This is a genomic window from Streptomyces sp. Tue6028 (assembly GCF_002300165.1).
Lineage (GTDB): Bacteria > Actinomycetota > Actinomycetes > Streptomycetales > Streptomycetaceae > Streptomyces > Streptomyces siamensis.
In genome coordinates this window covers 170,611-187,549 of record NZ_MLCE01000031.1, presented here as the reverse complement: position 1 = coordinate 187,549, position 16,939 = coordinate 170,611, and the positions used below count along the sequence as shown (strand labels likewise).

General features: G+C 70.7%; 14 protein-coding genes and 1 pseudogene. 5 read left to right on the top strand and 10 right to left on the bottom strand.

The window, feature by feature from the left end; all coding sequences use genetic code 11:
* Positions 1–29: 29 nt before the first annotated feature.
* Positions 30–884: a transglutaminase-like domain-containing protein gene (locus tag BKI49_RS29430; protein ID WP_095937296.1), complete on the top strand. Its 855-nt coding sequence runs from the start codon at positions 30–32 to the stop codon at positions 882–884.
* Here the strand turns inward: BKI49_RS29430 and BKI49_RS29425 are convergent.
* Entirely contained in the window at positions 865–1,242 is a 378-nt protein-coding gene (locus BKI49_RS29425) for a nuclear transport factor 2 family protein (RefSeq protein WP_095937295.1), read from the bottom strand. The genes BKI49_RS29430 and BKI49_RS29425 overlap by 20 nt on opposite strands.
* Positions 1,235–1,783 carry a DUF1697 domain-containing protein gene (locus BKI49_RS29420; protein ID WP_095937294.1) on the bottom strand — a complete coding sequence of 183 codons (549 nt, stop codon included), beginning with the start codon at positions 1,781–1,783 and terminating at the stop codon, positions 1,235–1,237. Before BKI49_RS29420 ends, BKI49_RS29425 begins: the two co-directional genes overlap by 8 nt.
* A 272-nt stretch (positions 1,784–2,055) precedes the next feature.
* Between BKI49_RS29420 and BKI49_RS29415 the strand changes: the two genes are divergently transcribed.
* Complete coding sequence (locus tag BKI49_RS29415; RefSeq protein WP_095937293.1) at positions 2,056–4,311, top strand: MMPL family transporter; 2,256 nt, start codon at positions 2,056–2,058, stop codon at positions 4,309–4,311.
* A 76-nt stretch (positions 4,312–4,387) separates the two neighbouring features.
* On the opposite strand, the pseudogene mgt reads toward BKI49_RS29415, so the two are convergent.
* A pseudogene (gene mgt / locus BKI49_RS29410) lies at positions 4,388–5,663 on the bottom strand (macrolide-inactivating glycosyltransferase).
* 25 nt (positions 5,664–5,688) lie between these two features.
* Here mgt and BKI49_RS36045 point away from each other — a divergent pair.
* Positions 5,689–5,907 carry a DUF6336 family protein gene (locus BKI49_RS36045; RefSeq protein ID WP_306453581.1) on the top strand — a complete coding sequence of 73 codons (219 nt, stop codon included), beginning with the start codon at positions 5,689–5,691 and terminating at the stop codon, positions 5,905–5,907.
* A gap of 41 nt (positions 5,908–5,948) precedes the next feature.
* Here BKI49_RS36045 and BKI49_RS29405 read toward each other — a convergent pair whose 3' ends face one another.
* Genes BKI49_RS29405 through BKI49_RS29395 form a run of 3 tightly spaced genes read right to left on the bottom strand, consistent with a single transcriptional unit; the run spans position 5,949 to position 8,994 of the window.
* Positions 5,949–7,229 (bottom strand): ABC transporter substrate-binding protein, encoded by a 1,281-nt coding sequence (locus tag BKI49_RS29405; protein ID WP_095937291.1) that lies wholly within the window; start codon positions 7,227–7,229, stop codon positions 5,949–5,951.
* Positions 7,229–8,062, bottom strand: coding sequence for a carbohydrate ABC transporter permease (locus tag BKI49_RS29400; protein ID WP_095937290.1), 834 nt, complete (start codon positions 8,060–8,062; stop codon positions 7,229–7,231). The genes BKI49_RS29405 and BKI49_RS29400 overlap by 1 nt, the downstream gene beginning before the upstream one ends.
* Positions 8,059–8,994, bottom strand: coding sequence for a carbohydrate ABC transporter permease (locus BKI49_RS29395; protein ID WP_095937289.1), 936 nt, complete (start codon positions 8,992–8,994; stop codon positions 8,059–8,061). The genes BKI49_RS29400 and BKI49_RS29395 overlap by 4 nt, the downstream gene beginning before the upstream one ends.
* Positions 8,995–9,203: 209 nt before the next feature.
* Here BKI49_RS29395 and BKI49_RS29390 point away from each other — a divergent pair, with 209 nt between their 5' ends.
* Positions 9,204–10,067: a phosphotransferase enzyme family protein gene (locus tag BKI49_RS29390; RefSeq protein WP_095937288.1), complete on the top strand. Its 864-nt coding sequence runs from the start codon at positions 9,204–9,206 to the stop codon at positions 10,065–10,067.
* 85 nt (positions 10,068–10,152) lie between these two features.
* Here BKI49_RS29390 and BKI49_RS29385 read toward each other — a convergent pair whose 3' ends face one another.
* The 4 genes from BKI49_RS29385 to BKI49_RS29370 all read right to left on the bottom strand — a co-directional run bounded on the left by BKI49_RS29385 (position 10,153) and on the right by BKI49_RS29370 (position 14,528).
* Positions 10,153–10,875 carry a 3'-5' exonuclease gene (locus BKI49_RS29385; RefSeq protein ID WP_095937287.1) on the bottom strand — a complete coding sequence of 241 codons (723 nt, stop codon included), beginning with the start codon at positions 10,873–10,875 and terminating at the stop codon, positions 10,153–10,155.
* Between the two features lie 126 nt (positions 10,876–11,001).
* Positions 11,002–12,240, bottom strand: a complete 1,239-nt coding sequence (locus tag BKI49_RS29380) for an SAV2148 family HEPN domain-containing protein (protein WP_095937286.1) — start codon at positions 12,238–12,240, stop codon at positions 11,002–11,004.
* Positions 12,241–12,342: 102 nt separating this feature from the next.
* On the bottom strand, positions 12,343–13,662 hold the full coding sequence (locus BKI49_RS29375; RefSeq protein WP_095937285.1) for a copper amine oxidase: 1,320 nt from the start codon (positions 13,660–13,662) through the stop codon (positions 12,343–12,345).
* A gap of 56 nt (positions 13,663–13,718) precedes the next feature.
* Complete coding sequence (locus BKI49_RS29370) at positions 13,719–14,528, bottom strand: Tat pathway signal sequence domain protein (protein ID WP_095937284.1); 810 nt, start codon at positions 14,526–14,528, stop codon at positions 13,719–13,721.
* Between the two features lie 178 nt (positions 14,529–14,706).
* On the opposite strand from BKI49_RS29370, the gene glgX reads away from it, so the two are divergent.
* Complete coding sequence (glgX, locus tag BKI49_RS29365; RefSeq protein WP_095937283.1) at positions 14,707–16,815, top strand: glycogen debranching protein GlgX; 2,109 nt, start codon at positions 14,707–14,709, stop codon at positions 16,813–16,815.
* Positions 16,816–16,939: the final 124 nt, after the last annotated feature.

Here is a 16,939-nt window from a genome sequence, read left to right as displayed (position 1 = left end):
CCCCTGGGGCAGACCTCACCGTCCCGAGCATGGACCTCCACCGCAGACAGAGTGTGTTCAGCGACCCCGGCGACCTGGATGTAGCCGGGCTCCCCCGGGACCCCGCCGGCCTCGCCCGCATCGTCAGGGACGTGATCATCCACCGGGGCGAGGGGGAACGTTTCGGCGTGCCCCTCCCCGAGGCGCGGCTGCACGAGGACGCCGAGTCGCGCTACGTGACGGAGATCCTGCGCCTGCTCGGTGAGCGCTCGGACCGTCCGCTGACCGAGCGGCGGGAGCCGGCCGAGCGGTTCGTCGGGACCTGCCGGGACTTCTCCCTGCTGCTGTGCTCGCTGCTCCGCGCGACGGGCACGCCCGCCCGGCTGCGCTGCGGGTTCGCCACGTACTTCGTCGAGGGCTTCCACGAGGACCACTGGGTCACCGAGTACCTCCTCCCGGACGGCGGCCGACGGCTCGTGGACGCGCAGATCGCGCACGGGCCCTACGACGTGGACTTCGATCCGCTGGACGTCCCCAGGGACCGCTTCGTGGTGGCGGGCCAGGCCTGGCGGGAGTGCCGGGCCGGGCGCGCGGACCCGGCCGGCTTCGGCGTCAGCTGGCTGAAGGAGATCAGGGGCCTGTGGTACGTCCGCGGCAACGTCATGCACGATCTCGCCGCGCTCAACGGCGTCGAGGTACTGCCCTGGGACGGCTGGGGCCCCGAGATCCTCGACGACGCGTCGCTGACCGCCGAGGATCTCGCGTTGACCGACGCGGTCGCCGCCGCCGGATCCGAGGAGGAACTGCGCCGGCTGTACCGGGACCCCCGACTCGCTGTGCCGGACGAGATCGTCTCGTACACCACCTATCAGGGCGTACGGAAGGTCACTCTGCGCCCACGCTGAACGGGGTGCCCTGGTGGAAGTACAGCAGCCAGCCGTCCACCGACCGCCGCCACAGCGAACTGCGGTGCGCGCGGCGGCCGTTGTGCCCCTCCGTGTCGAAGGTGAGGTGGACCAGGTCCGGTGCGAGCTGTACGCCCCGCATCCGAGACGCCGTGATCGGGCGGGTCCCCGCCCCGGGCACCGCGGTCAGCTCGGCGATGATCGAGGCGCGGTCCCACAGCCGGCCGGAGGAGCCGAACTCGTGGAACTCGGGGTGCAGCAGCGCCCCGAGCCGCTCGGGCGACCGGCGGATCGCGGGGTCCAGCAGGCGCAGCTCGCCCTCGATGGCCGCCTCGACGGCGGCGTTGCGCTCAAGCACCGGTCAGCTCCTCCAGTTTGACGACGGTGTTCCAGTTGCGGGTGGTGGCGAGGATCCCCTTGAGGAGCCTCGGCCGGGCCAGTGCCTCGGCCAGCTTGGAGCGGCCGAGCCCGTCGGGGGCGTACAGGTACAGGACGCGGTCGCCGAGGCGGTACTCCTCGGGGAGGAACGCGTCCGGGGCGACCTGGGCGAAGCGCTGCACGTCGACGGGGCCGGAGAAGTAGGTGGCGTGCAGTTGCTTCGCCTCCAGCTCGGCCGCCGGGAAGGGGCACGCCTCGCGTACGGCCTTCAGGTAGGCGTGGTCGCGCACCAGCACGCCGACGGTGAAGCCGAAGTGCTTCTCGACGGCTTCGGCGAGCTGTGCCGCGAGGGACTCCTCGTCGCCGCGGTCGCTGCTGAACACGGCGTTGCCGCTCTGCAGATACGTGCGCACGTCGCCGTGCCCGAGCCCCTCCATCAGGGTGCGCAGTTCGGCCATCGGCACCTTCTTGGCGCCGCCCACGTTGATCCCACGCAGGAGTGCCGCGTACCTCGTCGTCATCCGCACACCATACGGCCGCCGCGGTGCGCCGGGCGGACGTGACGGCGAGCGGGCCCGGAGCGGCTCGCCCCTGATCCACATCCCCGAGAAGTCGGTTTACATGTAGGGGGCTTCCATCCTCCCCAGTGCGGAGATGCCGGGGTCCGCGGGTAGGACTCGCGGGCCCCGGGGTTCACCTGGCAGCACGACGAGACCCGCTTATCCGGCCCATACCTTCGTATCGAAAGGTGACGGCAGGGGGCCGTCGCCGCACACGAGGGGGCTTGCCCGTCATGGGGAACGGAGACACACGGGTGCGGGGCTTCGCCGCGCGGGCCGGCGGCTGGAGCGCCCGGCACCGATGGGCGGCCGTCGGGATATGGGTGCTGTTCGTCGTCCTGGCGATGGGGCTGGGCTCGGCCGCCGGCCGCGTCGACGTCAGCGAGAGCGATCAGCTCAAGGGCGAGACGCACACCGCCGCCAAGATCATCGAGGATGCGGGGATCGAGGAACCGGCGAGCGAGACCGTCCTGGTCCAGTCGAAGGACGGCGGCCCGAAGGCCACGGACGCCGCGTTCAAGGCCGCCGTCGGCGCGGTCGTCGACGCCGTCGACGCGACCGGCAAGGTCACCGACGTGCAGTCGCCGTACGACACGCAGACGATCTCCGAGGACGGGCGCAGCGCGCTGGTCCAGTTCGACATGCGCGGCGACTCGGACACCGCGGGCGACCGCGTCGAGCCCGTCCTGAACGCCGTCGAGCGCGTGCAGAAGGACCACTCGGAGCTGCGGATCGAGGAGATCGGCGGCGCCAGCATGATGAAGACGTTCGACGACGCGTTCGGGGACGACTTCCAGAAAGCCGAGTACTCCGCCGTTCCGGTGGCCCTCGGCATTCTGCTCATCGCCTTCGGCGCGCTGGTGGCCGCGCTGCTGCCGGTGGCGCTGGCCGTCACCGCGATCATGGCGACGATGGGCCTGATGGGCATCGTCAGCCACCTCCAGCCGATGAGCGACACCGCCAACTCCGTGATGCTGCTGGTCGGTCTGGCCGTCGGTGTCGACTACTGCCTGTTCTACCTGCGCCGGGAACGCGAGGAGCGCGCGGCGGGCCGCGACGCCGGTGCCGCCCTGCGGATCGCCGCCGCCACCAGTGGCCGCGCGATCGTCGTCTCCGGTGTCACGGTGTGCGTGGCGATGGCGGGCATGCTGTTCACCGGGCTCGCCGAGTTCGAGGCGATGGGCCTGGCCTCGCTGATGGTCGTGGCGGTCGCCATGGTCGGGTCGGTGACGGTGCTGCCGGCGCTGCTCTCGCTGCTGGGCGAGCGGGTCGAGAAGGGCCGTATCCCCTTCCTGCACAAGGTCATGCAGCGCCGCGCGGCGCGCACCAACGGCGAGAGCCGCTTCTGGACCGCCGTCCTGCGCGGCGTGCTCGCCAAGCCGGTGGTCGCCGTGGTGGTGGCGGCCGGTGCGCTGCTGGCGATCGCGGCTCCCGCGGTCGGCATGAAGACGCAGAACCTCACGCTGGACCAGGAGTTCGGCGATTCCCTGCCGATCGTACAGACGTACAACCGGGTCAACGACGCCTTCCCGGGCGGCTCCGAGCCGGCCGAGGTCGTCGTCAAGGCCGCCGACATCAACGCCCCCGAGGTGAAGAGCGCCCTCGCCGACTTCAAGGACCGGGCGATCAGTTCGGGTGCCTCGCGCGGGCCGGTCGAGATCAAGCTGCACGACGCGCAGAACATCGCTTATGTGTACGTCCCGCTGGTCGGCGGCTCCGACCTCGACAAGGCGGGCGCCAGCCTGGAGAAGCTGCGCGACGAGGTACGGCCCGCCACGCTCGGCAAGGTGGACGGTGTCCAGGCACCGATCACCGGACAGGTCGCGGGCTCGCACGACTTCAACGACCAGCTCGGCGGCGCGGTCCTCCCGGTCTTCGCGTTCGTGGTGGTCTTCGCCTTCCTGCTGATGCTGCTGTCGTTCCGCTCGCTGACGGTCGCGGTCACCTCGATCCTGCTCAACCTGCTGTCGGTGGGCGCCGCCTACGGCATCCTCGTCGCCGTCTTCCAGCACGGTTGGGGAGCGTCCCTGGTGGGGGCGGAGGGCGTCGGCGCCATCGTCACCTGGCTGCCGCTGTTCCTCTTCGTGATCCTGTTCGGACTGTCGATGGACTACCACGTCTTCGTGGTCTCCCGGATCCGCGAGGCACGGCTGCGGGGCCGCACCACCAGGGACGCGATCCGGCACGGTGTGGTCACCACGGCGGGTGTGGTCACCAGCGCCGCGGTCATCATGGTCGCCGTCTTCGCGATCTTCGGCACGCTGTCCATGCAGTCCATGAAGCAGATGGGTGTGGGCCTGGCCGCGGCGGTGCTCATCGACGCGACGATCATCCGCGGTGTGCTGCTGCCCGCCGTGATGGCCCTGCTCGGCGAGCGCAACTGGTACCTGCCGAAGTGGATGCACCGGCTGCCGGACCTCACGCACGACGAGTCGCCGGAGCCGGTGGCGCCGCCGGTCGCCCGGGAGGGTGAGCGGGCCGGGGTGTAGCCCGCGGCACCGGACGGCAACCGCGCTCGGACAAGGGCCTGCCGGTCTCCCTGAGGGGGACCGGCAGGCCCTTCGCCTATGCGCGCCCGGGCAGTTCGGCCTCGATGAGGTCGGCCGCCCGCCGGGTGCCTCCTTCGTGGGCCATCTCCGTCCGGATCTCCTTCAGCCGACGGGCGACCTCGGGGTCGTCCACCAGGGCGAGGGCGGTGGCGCGCAGGGTCTGCGCGGTGGCATCCTCGGTGGACAGCCGGCGGGCGACTCCGAGGGCCTGGAGCATGTCGGCGTTGCCGAACTGGTCCACGGCCTGGGGCACGGCGATCATCGGCGTGGCGGTGGCCAGTCCCTCCTGGCTGCCGCCCGCTCCGGCGTGCGTGACGAACAGGTCGGCCTGCTTCAGGATCGCCAACTGCGGTACCCAGGAACGGACTTCCACGTTCCCCGGCAGCTCGCCGAGTTCGGCCGGGTCGACGTGTTCGCCGATCTGGAGCACCAGATGCCAGCCGGGCAGGTCGCCGAAGGCTGCCACGCACTCCCGGTAGAAGTCGGGCTGCTTGGTGAAGGCGGAGCCGAGCGAGACGAGGGCCACCTTCTCGGCACCGGCCGGTCGCCGCCAGTCGCCCTGGGCTGTGCGGTCACCCTGGCAGGCGCCGACGAAGGTGTGGACGCGCTCGTCGACGCGGTCGGCGTTCGGCTGGAGGGCCTTGGGGATCAGGACGAGGGAGCGGGCCGGGCGGCCGGCGAAGGGGTCGGGGTGTTCGGTGATCCCGTTCTCCGTCAGCCAGGCCTCGAAGCGGGCGTAGTAGGCCCGGCCGCGTTCGGTCCGCTTCGGCTCCGCCCACATCGGCTCGGCGACCTCCTCCTCGTAGCCGTCCCAGGCGACCAGGTTCGGCGAGAGGGACACCGCGGGCACGCCCCAGCGGTGGGCGAGGACGCGTGCCGGGTAGGAGGCGATGTCGTGCAGGACGAGGTCCGGCTCGTCCCCCTCGTAGGCCGCGATCAGCTGCGGGAGCGCCTGGACGGCGTCCGCCAGGAACGGCTCCACGTTGTCCAGCAGCGTGGTCCCCCAGGCCTCCGGATCGGCGCCGGGGCCGGGCAGGGTGGAGGTGTAGGGCACGGGCCGGGCCCCGGTCTCCGCCACCTTCTCGGCGAACACCGGCGGGATGGCGTAGGTGACCCGGTGCCCCCGTGCGACGAGCTCTCGGATCACCTCCAGGCTCGGGTTCACATGGCCGTGGGCGGCGATGGAGAACATGGCGATGTGTGCGGGAGTGGTCATGGGAGCGAGACTAAACAAGACGATACGTCTCGTCCAATTCTTTTGCGCTCCGGCCGCGGGCGAGCCCGGCGCCCACGGGGGCCGCGGTTCTCGGCGCCGGTCTGCTGCTCATCGGTCTGTTCTTCCGGTCGGCCTGTGCCGGCGACATCAGGCGCTGCCTCGACCGGCGGACCGTCACCGGGCAGTTCTCCGCGCCCACGGTCGTGACCCCGGTCTGCGTCCGGCTCGGCGTGCTCGGGCTCGTCGCGGCACCGGCGGCGATCGGCCTGTACCGGCTGGTCGACCGCGCGCCCTACGGGAGCCGGCTCCACGGTCACTGACAGCGTCGCGCCGGGACGGCGGGCCCCGGAGCCACGGGCGCTCAGCGCTGGTAGCGGGCCAGCACCAGATTGCCGTCCTTCTCCAGGCGGCGGCGCAGTTCGCCCAGCCCGATCGCTCCGCTGTAGTACTCCTGGAACGCCGGGGTGGCGACCTTGTCCTTCCACTCGGGATAGCCGCGCACGGACTGGGCCGGGGCCGGACTGAGCCGGTCGGCGAGGGCGGTGCCGGTGGCCCAGCCGTACTTGTCCGTGTGCAGGGCCGGGTCCTTCAGTGCCTCGGTGCCGGTGGGGAGCATCCAGTCGCCCAGCGCCAGCCGGACCATGTTCTTCGGCCGGAGCAAGAAGTCGACGAACTCGGCCGCCTCCTTCTTGTGCGGGCTGTCCTCGGCGATCGAGAGGGTCTGCGGGCTCACGCCCTGGGTGAGCCCGTCGGCGCCGGCCGGGGCGGGCAGCACCTGCCAGTCGAAGCCCTTCGGCGCCTGCTGCACGATCTGCTGACGGTAGGAGAAGCCGAGCGGGACCATCGCGTACTTGCCGCCGAAGAAGCCGGGCAGCGTGTCCGAGCCGCCGCTGCCGAGCGTCGAGTCCGGGGCGCTGCGGTCGGCGCCGACCTGGTCGTGGATCGTGCGTGGCACGAGCTGGTCGCCGGCCTCGAAACGCACGGTCACCCTGCCGTCCGCGCCCCGGTGGAACAGCTGCCCGCCCGCCGACAGGGAGAGGTTGAGCGTGGCGGAGACGGGTTCCTTGAGCGGCCAGGCGACGCCGTACCTGCCGTCCCCGCTGAGCTTCTTGGTGACCTGCCGGAACTCGGCCCAGCTCCACGGCCGTTCGGGGGTCGGTATGCGCACCCCGGACTTCCGCAGCCGGCCGGCGTCGGCGATCAGCACTCGCGGCTCCTGGAGGAACGGCACGCCGTAGATGCCGTCACCGAAGGTCGTGGTCCGCCAACTGCGCCGCGGGATGTCGGACTTGAGGCGATCGGACAGCAACCCCCGCAGATCGGCGAGATAGCCGCCGTAGGCGAAGTCGGCGAGGTCGTCGGAGGCGTCGTGGATGACGTCGGGGGCCTCACCGCCCTCGAAGGAGGTGAGCAACTGGTCGTGGACGCTGTCCCAGCTCCCCTGGACGTACTTCACCTTGACGTCCGGGTGGGTCGCGTTCCACTCCGCCACCAGGTCCTTGTTGGCGGCGACGGACTCCTGCTGCCAGGCGAGGGACTGGAAGCGGAGCGTGATCACTCCGTGCGGGTCGCGGCCGCTGTCCGTGCACGCGGTGAGCAGCAGGCCGAAGACGGCCAGGATGACCAGGAGTCTCGCCCTCATCAGCTCTTCACCGCCCCGGCGAGCATGCCGCCCGTGATCCGTTTCTGGATGATCGCGAAGACGACCAGCGACGGCAGGGTCGCCAGGAACGCCGCGGCGGCCAGCGGGCCGAGGTCCGCGACCCCCTCCGCCCCGATGAAGTGCGTGAGGACGACCGGCAGCGTCTGCTTCTCCGGGGTCTTCAGCAGGACGAGCGCGAAGAAGAACTCGTTCCAGGCGCTGATGAACGCGAACAGTGCCGTCGCCACGATGCCGGGGGCGAGGAGCGGCGCGGTGATCGAGACCAGGGTCCGCACCCGGCTCGCGCCGTCGACCGCGGCCGCCTCCTCCAGTTCGGCGGGCACCGCGCGCACGTACCCGACCAGCATCCACAGCGCGAACGGCAGCGCCCACACCACGTACACCATGACCAGTCCGGGCACCGAGTCGATCAGCCGGAGGTTCTTCAGGAGCAGGAAGAGCGGGATGATCACGAGCACGAACGGAAACGCCTGGCTGACGACGACCCACCCGGTGGCGGCCTTGGCGAGCAGCGTGCGGCGCCGGGCGAGGACGTACGCCATCGGCGTGGCGATCAGCACGGCGATCAGTGCGGCACCGAGAGCCGCCGCCAGGGAGTTGAGCGCGGCGCGCAGCAGCGGCTGTTCGTCGAAGGCCTGACGGAAGTTGGCGAGGGTGGGGTCCTTCGGTATCCAGGTGGGGTGCAGACTCGCCAGCTCGCGCGCCGGTTTGAACGCGGTGGAGACGAGCCACAGGAACGGGAAGGCGAGGAAGAGGAGATAGGCGAGGAGCGCGAGGTACTGTCCCGCGCGGGCGCCCTTGCCGGTCTTCACGCGTCCTCACCTCCGCTCAGACGGCCGACGAGGTGCACGGCGAGGATCATCGAGATCACCGCGACCATCACACAGCCCATCGCCGCCGCGTAGCCGAACTGTCCGTAGCGGAAGGCCTCTTCGTAGGCGAAGAGCATCGGGAGCCGGGTACGGCCGCCGGGACCGCCGTTGGTCAGCACGTACACCAGGGCGAAGGAGTTGAAGTTCCAGATGAAGTTGAGCGCGGTGACGGCGAGCGCGACCGGCCGCAGGGCGGGCCAGGTCACGGTGCAAAAGCGGCGCCAGGCGCCCGCGCCGTCCATCGCGGCGGCCTCGTGGAGTTCGCGCGGGCTGTTCTGCAGTCCGGCGAGCAGCGTGACCGTGGTCTGCGGCATGCCCGCCCAGACGCCGACGACGATCACGGCGGGCAGGGCGGTGCCGAGGCCGCTCAGCCAGTCGCGGCCGTCACCGAGGCCGAGGTCGCGCAGGGTTTCGTTGAGGATGCCGGCGTCCGGGTTGTAGACGAGCCGCCACATGATGCCGACGACGACCTCCGGCATGGCCCAGGGGATGATCGCGAGGGCACGGGCGAGCCGGCGCAGCCGGAGGTCCTGGTCGAGGAGGAGAGCGAGCCCGAGGGCGAGGAGGAACTGCGGCACGGTCACGCCGACCGCCCACAGCAGACCGATCCGGAACGACTCCCAGAACAACGTGTCGTGCAGCAGGTCCTGGAAGTTGAGCGTACCGATCCACTGCGTGGCCGCGGTCCGGCCGGACTGCGCGTCGGTGAAGGCCAGCGCTATCCCGTAGAGCAGGGGTCCGACGCTGAGGACCAGGATCGGGATCAGCGCGGGCAGGACCAGGAACCAGGCGCCGCGGTCGGCCGCGCGGCGGCCGCCGACCCCGACGGGCGCGCGCTTCACCGACCGCCTCGTCGCGGTCGCCAATGTCATGGAATCGGCTCCTTTGGGCGGCTCATGGGGGTCTGGCCGCCCGGGCGGCCCCCGTCATGGTCGTGAAGCAGGGGTGGGTCGTCAAGGCACCGTGCACGCGCTCCGACCTGTGCGAATGCGACACTGGCCGACGGATGGCGTGAACACGACGCCATACGCGAGGACTGCGCGGGACCTGCACGAGTGCCGCACAAGGACGGAGGCGACGGATGGACGAGGCACGGGCGCGTGACGTACTGGCCGGGGCGGGGGTGCTGCCCGGGGCGGCACGGGACGCAACGCTCCTCGCCCTGGGTGAGAACGCGGTGTTCGCCGCCGGTGACCTGGTGGTCAAGGTCGGACGCGACGCCGAACTCCTCGACCGCGCCCGGCGCGAACTGGACATCGCCGCCTGGCTGGCCGAGGCGGGCGTCCCCGCGGTGCGCGCCGCCGAGCCGAAGGCCCGGCTGACCGACGGTCATCCGGTGACCGTGTGGCACCGGCTGCCGGACCCCGTACGCCCCGCGGAGCCGCGGGATTTGGCCGAACTGCTACGGGTGGTGCATGCCCTGCCCTCGCCGTCCTTCGCCCTCCCGCCGCGCGAACTGCTGGGCGGTGTGGAGCGCTGGCTGCGGCTCGCGGGTGACGCCGTCGACCCCGCGGACGCGGCGTACCTGCGGGCGCGGCGCGACGGCTTCGCGGATGCCGCGGCGGCACTCACCCCGCAGCTGCCGCCGGGCCCGATCCACGGCGACGCGCTGCCCCGCAACGTCCATGTCGGCCCCGACGGCCCCGTCCTCGTCGACCTGGAGACCTTCTCCGCCGATCTGCGCGAGCACGACCTGGTGGTGATGGCGCTGTCCCGGGACCGCTACGGGCTGCCGGCCGAGGCGTACGAGTCGTTCACCCGGACGTACGGCTGGGACGTCCGTGAGTGGGAGGGGTGCTCGGTGCTCCGCGGAGCGCGGGAGACCGCGAGCTGCGCCTGGGTCGCCCAGCACGCGCCGGCCAATCCGAAGGCCCTGGCCGAGTTCGAGCGGCGGGTGGCGTCGCTGCGCGACGGGGACGAGACCGTGCGCTGGTACCCCTTCTGACGGAACGCCTCGGTGCGCGCGGTCCACGGGGCGCGACGGCGGACACGGCGCGGTGAGCGACCCGGAACGAGCCGCCCGGGCGTCCTCAGACGCGCTCGTCCGCGAGGTCGCGCAACGGCCAGGTGCCGTCCACCACCGCGTCCGCGTCGCCCTTGCGGCGCAGGAAGCTCTGGAAGTCGGCCGCCCACGCGGCGTACCACTCGATCTGGCGGCGGTGCAGCTCCGCCGGGCCGAGGCCCGCGACCTTCGGGTGGCGGCCGGCTATCGCACAGGCGAGCCGGGCCGCGGCGAGCGCGTCGGCCGAGGCGTCGTGGGCGGAGTCGAGCGGCACGCCGTACTCCGTGCAGACGGCTTCGAGGTTGCGCTTGCCGCGGCGGTAGCGGTCGACGGAGCGGTCGATCGTGTACGGGTCGATGACCGGGGCGGGGTCGACGCCGCCGAGCCGCTCACGCAGCGACGGCAGCCCGTACCGTCGCAGCTCGGCGGAGAGCAGGGTCAGGTCGAAGGCGGCGTTGTACGCGACGACGGGGACGCCCGTCTTCCAGTACGAGACGAGGACGTCCGCGATCGCGGCGGCCACCTCGTCGGCGGGCCGGCCCTCGGCGGCCGCCCGCTCATTGGTGATCCCGTGCACCGCCACCGCGTCGACCGGGATCTCCACGCCCGGATCGGCCAGCCACTCGCGGCGGCCCAGCGGCTCTCCGCCCCTGACCTCGATCACCGCGCCCGTGACGACGCGCGCCTCGCGCGGATCGGTCCCGGTCGTCTCCAGGTCGAAGCCGATCAGCAGCTCCCGGTGCCAGCCCATGGGCGGCCCCCCTTCTTCGTGGTGCTTTCCCCCAGTGGTCTCCACGATCCCATGAGCCACTGACAATCCGAGGACGGCCTTCCGCTTACCCGGGCCGGCGGGCTCCACGCGTCCGGATCCCCGCCCTCAGGACACAGGACGCGAATCCGCCCAAGCCACCTCGAACTCCTCGCGATAGGTCGGGAAAAGTCCTTCCTCGCCGGTGTCGCCCGGTTTGACCACCCGTCCCCCGCCGCGCAGGACGAGGACCGGCGCCTCCATGCCCCGGGTGCGGCGCAGATACGACTGGACGACGGCGACGCCGTCCGACCCGTCGCCGTCCACCAGATAGGCGGTGAAGCGGGGCGTCTCGTCGAAGACCTGGATCTCGAAGGCGCCCGGATCGCGCAGCTTGGAGCGCACCCGGCGCATGTGCAGGATGTTCATCTCCACGCTACGGCTCAACTCGCCGCGCTTGATGCCCAGTTCGCGCTCGCGCCGCTTGACCGCGCTGGACGCGGGATTGAGGAACAGCAGCCGCACCCGGCAGCCGGACTCGGCGAGCCGCACCAGGCGCCGGCCGGAGAAGTTCTGCACCAGCAGATTGAGGCCGATGCCGATGGCGTCGAGGCGCCGGGCGCCGCCGAAGAGGTCCTCGGCGGGAAACTGGCGCAGCAACCGCACCCGGTCCGGGTGCACCCCGACCACGTCCGCGTACCGGTCGCCGACCAGGTCCTCCACGGCGTCGACGGGGAGCCGGCGCGCGGAGGGCACGTCACTGCCGGAGCCGAGTATCTCCAGGAGCCTGGCCGCGGCCCGCTCGGCCTGGTTGAGGACGGCCTCCGACAGGGCGCGGTTGCGGGAGACGACGTTCCGGGTCACTTCCAGCTCGTCCAGGGCGAGTTCGACGTCCCGGCGCTCGTCGAAGTAGGGCTCGAAGCACGGCCAGTGCTGCACCATCAGCTCGCGCAGTTGCGGCAGCGTCAGGAAACTGAGCACATTGTCGTCGGCGGGGTCGAGCAAGTACCCCTTGCGGCGGCTGACTTCGCGTACGGCGACCGCGCGCTGCACCCATTCCTGCCCCGCGGGACCGGCGGCGGCGACGACCCAGTCGTCCCCGTGGACGGGTTCGTAGATGGGACGCAGAACAGCGGCCACGACCGCGCGCAGCCGCTGTTCCACGAGGTTCAGCCAGATGTAGGCGCGTCCGGCGCGCTGGGCACGCGTCCGCACCTCGCGCCAGGCGTCGGCCCCCCAGTCCAGTTCCGGACCGATGGATCCCATCTCCATCGGCCGTGCCAGGGACACCGCGCCGGGTGGGACATCTGTGGAGTTTCCCTCGTGACCCTCGTCACCAGGAGGCAACTCCAGCCCTCCCGAGCCCACCCGCGCACCGCCTTCCGCTCCCCCGAGCTCTCCCCTAGTCAACGATCAAGGAAGGGTACTCCGGGAGCGGTGGGCGGTGCAGCCCGATGCGCAGGTCGTTTCTCAACGACCTTGTTCCACATGGCCGTTCTGGTCCGCGAGCTCCGGCGGAGTGAGCGGATTCATAGCGGTGACGTCGCGCGGCGCTATGGAGAAGCCCTGCCAGTGGACCGGCATGGGCTGCTGGTCCTCGTCGCGCGCGATGTGGTGGAATCCCACGTTCACCCAGACGACGGGGTGGGTGAGGGTCTGCCCGTCCACCCACTTGTCGACGGACTTGCCGTGCCCGGCACCGCAGTTGGGCAGGTTGTCGCTGGCGAACTGCTCGCACTTGTTGTACTCGGTGAAGTAGACGTCGTGCTTGGTGAAGTTACGCCCGAGGTACTTGGTGGTCGGGCCCGGCACGAGCTCGTACGAACGTGCGTGGTTGTCCTTGTTCTTGCCGCTGTTGCTGACGATGCGCCACCAGCGCATGTTCTTCGCGTCGCCCGCGAGTTCCTTGGTGATCTTCGTCCGCGTGGTCTTGTTGCTCGGCGCCTCGGCACCCTGGGCCGGCGGGCTGACCACGGAGTCGTACTGCTCGACCTTGGTCTTGGAGGAGCCGTCGAGGCCGAAGTTCAGCCGCCAGAAGACGTTGTGGCTGTGACTGGTGGCGTAGTCCTTGGCGTTCTTGCCCAGCGGCCAGCCACGGCCGTCGCCCGCGTCGTAGTCACCGGGCGAGAGGCTGCCGGTGGCGCCGACGTTCATGTTGAGGGTGCCGTCGTCCTGGAAGCGCCACTCGGTGATGTACTCGTACCAGCCGACCTTGTTGACCGTGTAGACCAGCAGGTCCTTGCCCTGCTTCTGGAAGACCTTGTTCCCCGTGTCGGCCTGCATGCGGTAGGCGTGGCCGCGCGAGCGGGTCGTGGTGCACAGGCCCTTGACGTCGGCGTGCTGCGGGTCCCAGGCCTCGGGGACCTTCACCGTCTTGATGGTGCCTCCGGGGCACTCGGCGGGCGCCATGTCGACCAGACCCTGCCCGAACCCCGCACCGGTGAGGTCGCTGTACTCGACCGAGCCGTCGTCGTACGGGACGTCGATCTGGGCGAGCTTCGCCGTGTTGAGGACCTTGATCGGCTGGGCCTCGCCGGGCGGCTGGTACGAGATGTTCTCCAGGACGAGCCCGGCCTCGCTCTCGTAGTGCCAGCACATCCGCCACGTGGTGCCGGTGGAGAGCTTCTGTTCGATCCGGTAGGCCGCGCTGCAGTCGGCGGCCGCCGCGGCGGCCCTCCCGGGCTGGGCCACGGCCGGACCCGCCGCCGTCGTCGCGCCGGCGGCCAGGGCCAGTGCCGTCAGGCCCACCGCCGTCCGGCTGCGAGCACGGCTGTTTCTGTTGACGCGCATGAAGAAGTGACTCCTTGCGGAAAGCAGTAAGTGTGGGAAGTCGGAGAAGGCCGCGGTCAGCCGAGCTTGCCGACCTTGCGGGCGCTCAGGTCGATCACCAGGTCACGGCTGTCGATCCAGGGCCCGTTCTTGACCTTCGGGAAGAGCCGCACGCACCGGTGCTCGCCGCAGGCGCCCAGGACGGCCGGCTGGGCGCCGGGCGTCGCGCGGTAGACCATGCTGTTCAGGACCAGCTGGCCGGGCGAGGTCAGTTCCTTGCCGGTGGCGTCCTTGAAGTCGGCCTTCAGGCCCGCGCCGAGCGGGTCGGCGATCAGCAGCTCGGCGGCCTCGGTCATCTCGTCGCGGCTGATCGGCGGCTGGACGTCGTGCTGGGAGCCCGCCTTCTCGACCTTCCCCGTGTCGAGGTTGACGGTCCGGGTGACGAGCGTGTCGTTCTTGTAGTCGTAGAACGAGACGTCGGCGCGCCGGGGCGCGTTCGGGTCGTCCAGTTCGTCCGCCTCGGGCTCGGCGAGGTTCACGCTGAGCCGCTGCGGGCCGCGCTTCCCCTCGACGTTCTCCCCGGCGGTGAGCATCTGGCGGCTGAGCGCGATCCGCGTCACCCGCTCGGTCTCGTCGTCGGTCAGCGGGTCGCGGCCCTTGCCCTTCTCGCCCTCGTCGGGGGCCTGCTCGACCACGCCCGGCTGCACCGCTCCCTGTCCCTGCTGAGCCGCCTGCTGCGAGGTCCCGCCGCTTCCCTTGGCGCCTCCCGATTCCTCGGCCCCCGCCGAGCCCGGAAGGGTGATCCCGACCATCACGGCCGTCCCCGCCACCGCGATGGCCGCACCCGCCACCACCTTGCCCAGATGGCGGTGCACTATCTTGCGCACATTTCCCCCTACTCCCCCCATGTCATCAGGAGTCGTTTGAGCCCCACTGGTTCGGCATACGCCGTATGCCTGGTCACTGGGTAAGAGGGACGTAAGTCACAGGAGGTTCCATCACTTTCAGGGAGACTCGGCCCGGACTCGCCCCCAGGGGCTCGGCACTACTGGAAGAGTCATATCCATGCAGGTCTGGCCTGGAGAGGCATATCCACTCGGCGCCACGTACGACGGCGCCGGCACCAACTTCGCGGTCTTCTCGGAGGCCGCCGACCGGATCGAGCTGTGTCTGCTGCACGACGACGGCTCGGAGACAGCGGTGGAGCTGCGCGAGACCGACGCCTTCGTCCGGCACGCGTACCTGCCGGGGATCATGCCCGGACAGCGGTACGGCTTCCGGGTGCACGGGCGGTACGCGCCCGAGCGGGGGCGGCGGACCAACTCGGCGAAGCTGCTCCTCGATCCGTACGCGCGCGCCATCAGCGGTTCGATCAAGTGGGGCGAGGAGGTGTACGGCTACCCCTTCGGCTCGCCCGACAAGCGCAACGACCTGGACTCCGCGCCCCACACGATGTCCTCGGTCGTGGTCAATCCCTACTTCGACTGGGGCGACGACCGGCGGCCACGCACCGAGTACCACCACACGGTGATCTACGAGGCCCATGTGAAGGGCCTGACCATGCAGCACCCGGAGCTGCCCGACGAACTGCGCGGGACCTACGCGGCGCTGGCCCACCCCGCCATCATCGAACACCTGACCGAACTCGGCGTCACCGCACTGGAACTGATGCCCGTTCACCAGTTCGTGAACGACCACCGGCTGGTGGAGATGGGCCTCAACAACTACTGGGGCTACAACACGATCGGCTTCTTCGCCCCGCACAACGCGTACGCCTCCTGGGGCGACCGGGGCCAGCAGGTCCTGGAGTTCAAGTCGGCGGTCCGGGCCCTGCACGAGGCCGGGATCGAGGTCATCCTCGACGTGGTCTACAACCACACGGCCGAGGGCAACCACCTGGGCCCGACGCTGTCCTTCCGGGGCCTGGACAACGCGTCCTACTACCGACTGACGGACGACCCCCGCTACTACATGGACACCACGGGGACCGGCAACTCACTCCTCATGCGCTCCCCGCACGTGCTCCAGCTGATCATGGACTCGCTGCGCTACTGGGTCACGGACATGCACGTCGACGGGTTCCGCTTCGACCTGGCGGCCACGCTGGCCCGCCAGTTCCACGAGGTGGACCGGCTGTCGTCGTTCTTCGACCTGGTCCAGCAGGACCCCGTGGTCTCCCAGGTGAAGCTGATCGCCGAGCCGTGGGACGTCGGCGAGGGCGGCTACCAGGTGGGCAACTTCCCGCCCCTGTGGACCGAGTGGAACGGCAAGTACCGCGACACCGTCCGGGACCTGTGGCGCGGCGAGCCACGCACCCTGGCGGAGTTCGCGTCCCGGCTTACGGGCTCCTCGGACCTCTACCAGGACGACGGCCGCCGTCCGCTCGCCTCCATCAACTTCGTGACCTGCCACGACGGCTTCACGATGCACGACCTGGTCTCGTACAACAACAAGCGCAACCAGGCCAACGGAGAGGACAACCGCGACGGCGAGAGCCACAACCGGTCCTGGAACTGCGGAGCAGAGGGCGACACCGACGACGAGGACGTGCTGGCCCTCCGAGGACGTCAGATCCGCAATTTCATCGCCACGCTCATGCTCTCCCAGGGTGTGCCCATGCTCAGTCACGGCGACGAGTTCGCCCGCACCCAGGACGGCAACAACAACGCCTACTGCCAGGACAACGAACTGTCCTGGGTGCAGTGGCCGGAGGACGGCAGCGAGCTGCTGGACTTCACACGGGCGATGGTGTGGCTGCGGCGGGACCACCCCGTCTTCCGCCGGCGCCGGTTCTTCCACGGCCGGCCCGTCCAGGGCACGCACGACGAGCTCTCCGACATCGCCTGGTTCACTCCGGAGGGCAAGGAGATGACACAGCGCGACTGGGACTCCGCCCAGGCCCAGGCCCTGTCGGTGTTCCTCAACGGCAACGCGATCTCGGAGCCCGGCCCGCGCGGGGAGCGCATCTCCGACGACTCCTTCCTGCTGATGTTCAACGCCTCGCCACGGCCACTGGAGTTCGTGGTGCCGCTCGACCACGGACGGCAGTGGCAGGTCGTCGTCGACACGGCCGTCCCCGAGGGGGTCGCTCCCGGCACGGGCGCCAAGGTGGCGGCCGGTGACCGGCTGACGCTGGTCGACCGAAGCATGACGGTGCTCCAGCGGCCCGCCTAGGGGGATTCGTTCGGATCGGGTCGGATCGGGCCGCGGCGCCCGGTGCGGTGCGTCGCACGGCGGAGGACCACCCGCGTACTGGGCGTACTCGGGTGGTCCGACAACACGGCGAGGTGCCGTGCCG